This is a genomic window from Pseudomonas sp. (assembly GCF_049645325.1).
GTDB lineage: Bacteria > Pseudomonadota > Gammaproteobacteria > Pseudomonadales > Pseudomonadaceae > Aquipseudomonas.
In genome coordinates, this window is record NZ_JBARTQ010000251.1 from 1 (window position 1) to 3,028 (window position 3,028).

The following is a 3,028-nucleotide window of genomic DNA, read 5'->3' on the forward strand; positions in this document are numbered from 1 at the left end:
CCGGCATTTGTGGTGCCAGGTCGCTGCGTTCGCCGATATCGTCGCGAAGATTGAACAGCTGCGCGCGGCCGTCTTCGAACCGTTCGATCAGCTTGTACTGGCCGACGCGAATCGCCCCGCCGGGAAATCCGCCCTGGTTGCTGTAATGCGGGTAAAAGCAGATCTGGGGTCAGGCCGTGATTAGTGATTAGTCTTGGAAAGCAGATCTGGGGTCAGGCCGTGATTAGTGATTAGTCTTGCGTACCGGCCAGAGCCAGGTTACGCTTGGGCCATGGCCAGACCATTGCGAGTGGAGTACGAAGGGGCCCTGTATCATGTGATGTCCCGCGGGATCGAGCGGCGAGATATCGTCTCGGACGACCGCGATCGCCAGCGGTGGCTGGAGTGGCTCCAGCGGACGGTGGAGACGTACGATTGGCAGCTGCACGCTTTTGTGCTGATCGAGAACCAATCAGACTGATACTGTTGATTGGTCTTGTTCAAAGGGAAACGCAGGGATTATTGTTGATGCGATGGCTCTGCTGCGTTTGGCAGAGTGGATTCTGCTAGCAACGCAAAAGCAAGGATGCGACTCATGCAACGACAAAGTTCCCCCCCGCGCTGACTCAGCCGAAATCGACGCAGATTCCGCTTCGGAATCTCTGGGACCAAGTCCCGCCACAGACTCAACAAACGGTCTTCAACGCGTTGATCAAGATGCTCGACCAAGCATCGCCTGCAACCGAAAAGGAGCAGAGCGATGATACGAACATCTGATTCCAGCTCCATGGCTTTGGCACCCTTGCTCGTCAGTGCCAAGATTCGACCAGCCCATCAAGAACTGTTGGCACTCGTTTATGTTCGGCAGTCGAGCACCAAGCAAGTGGAAGAAAACATCGAGTCGACCCAGATGCAATATCGCCTGGTCGATCGCGCGGCGGCAATGGGATGGAGCGACGATCGCATCGAAGTGATTGACGATGATCTTGGCATGAGTGGTCGCAGTGTCGAATACCGGATCGGATTCCAACGCATGATTGCAGAAGTGTCGCTGGGGCATGTGGGCATCATCTTCAGCATCGAAATGAGTCGACTGGCCAGGTCGTGTCGTGACTGGCACCAGTTACTTGAGAACTGTAGTCTGTTCGGAACGCTGCTGGCCGATGCGGATGGTGTCTACGATCCACGTGATCACAACGACCGTTTATTGTTAGGACTCAAAGGAACGATGAGCGAAGCGGAACTGCATGTCCTGCAAGGGCGTCTTCGAGCCGGTCAACTCAACAAGGCTCGGCGTGGCGAGTACTTCACACATGCTCCGATCGGATACGTGCGAAGCGACAACACGCTTGTGAAAGACCCCGATGAACAGGTTCGCAACTTTGTCGAGATGATCTTTTCAAAGTTCGTTGAACTCGGATCGCTCAGTGGGTTAGTGCGATACTTGCGCGACGACAACCTGACTGTTCCGCTGCGCGATCATCGCGGCGTGCAGAAAGGGAAACTGCAATGGAAGCAGCCAAACACTTCGACGCTTTTGTGCATGCTCCATCATCCGATTTACTATGGTGCCTATGTCTATGGTCGCCGCAAGACGGATCCGAAGAAAGTCGTCAAGGGGCGTCGCAACAGTGGTCGCGTGTGGGCGTCGCAAGACCAATGGGATGTGCTGATTGAAGATAAACTTCCAGCCTACATCCGTCGGCAGCAATTCGAGGCAAACCAGCAAAAACTCTGGGAAAACGCGTCCAAATATCGGCTTGGTGCGGCCATGCGGGGAACGTCCATGCTGGCCGGACGCATCGTCTGCGGGCACTGTGGACGGCACATGAGCGTCAGCTACAGTGGCCAAAAGAAGGAACGTTTGACTTGCGAAATGTCGCGCAACCAATGGGGCGAGAAACAGTGCCAGAGCTTCAACGCACGCTCGCTGGACGAGCTGATTTGCTCTCTGTTGCTTCAAGCGGTTTCGCCTGCTTCGATCGAACTGAGCGTCCAGGCGTTTGCAAAACTGGACAACGATCGCCAAGTCGTCGAGCGTCATCACGCTCAGTCAGTTGAGCGAGCTGATTACGAAAGCGAACTTGCGCGCCGGCGTTACGAAGAAGTCGATCCGTCGAATCGGCTCGTTGCTGCGGAACTGGAGCGACGCTGGGAACAATCGTTGCGAGACAAGCGGGTTGCCGAAGAAACACTGGCTCGCTTTCGGACGCAACAACAAGAACGACTGACACCCAGTCGTCTGTCACGGATCGAATCACTTTCAAATGACATTCCCGCGTTGTGGCATGCCGACACAACAACCGGCCTGGATCGCCAAACGATTTTCCGCGCATTGGTCGAGCGGATTGTGATCGAGACGGTTGGACGCAGCGAGTATGTCAACGTGATGATCCGTTGGGCCGGTGGTTTTGAAAGTCGTCATCGAATCATGAAACCGGTGCAGCGCTTTGAATGGCTGGAGTCCGCAGCGGAGATTCGCGAACTGATCGAGCGACGAAAGCGCGAAGGCAAGACCCACGCCGAAGTCAGCGAGGAACTCAATCGCGAAGGCTATCACTCGACGAGCTGTGGAGCATTCACGGCGGCGATCGTGTCTTCTATGTGCAAGAAGTTCCGCGATCAATCGCCAGCCGCAGTTCGCGATCACAGCTCACCTCAATGGAGTCTTCGGGAACTCGCACACGAACTGGGCGTGCGTAAAGAGACGTTGAACACCTGGCGACGTCGCGGCTGGGTCCACGCGACGCAGGAATCACCGCGTTGGACTTTTTGGGCGAACGAAGAAGAACTCACCCGACTTCGCAAACTGGTCGATCACAATCGACAGGGTCTACAAAAAACACCCACTGAACTGACCACCCCGACCATGAAAACCAGCTAAAACTCACTTGAACACAAATCTGCAAAGGAGTGCATTGTGATTACGTCACCATGCCAAATCATATTCATGCACTGATCAAAACGCCCCAGCCAAACCTTTCTCGAGGGATGCAGCACTGGTTATCAGGCTACGCCAATTGGTGCGCCAAGCGGAACAATCGTAGCG

At 55.1% G+C, this 3,028-nt stretch carries 2 protein-coding genes; both read left to right on the plus strand.

What is annotated here, in order from left to right; genetic code table 11:
• Positions 1-184: hypothetical protein (locus tag WBB95_RS10930; RefSeq protein ID WP_424487605.1), on the plus strand; the 184-nt coding region annotated here is incomplete at its 5' end.
• 555 nt (positions 185-739) lie between these two features.
• Positions 740-2,863 (plus strand): recombinase family protein, encoded by a 2,124-nt coding sequence (locus tag WBB95_RS10935; RefSeq protein ID WP_424487606.1) that lies wholly within the window; start codon positions 740-742, stop codon positions 2,861-2,863.
• The last annotated feature ends 165 nt before the right edge of the window (positions 2,864-3,028 follow it).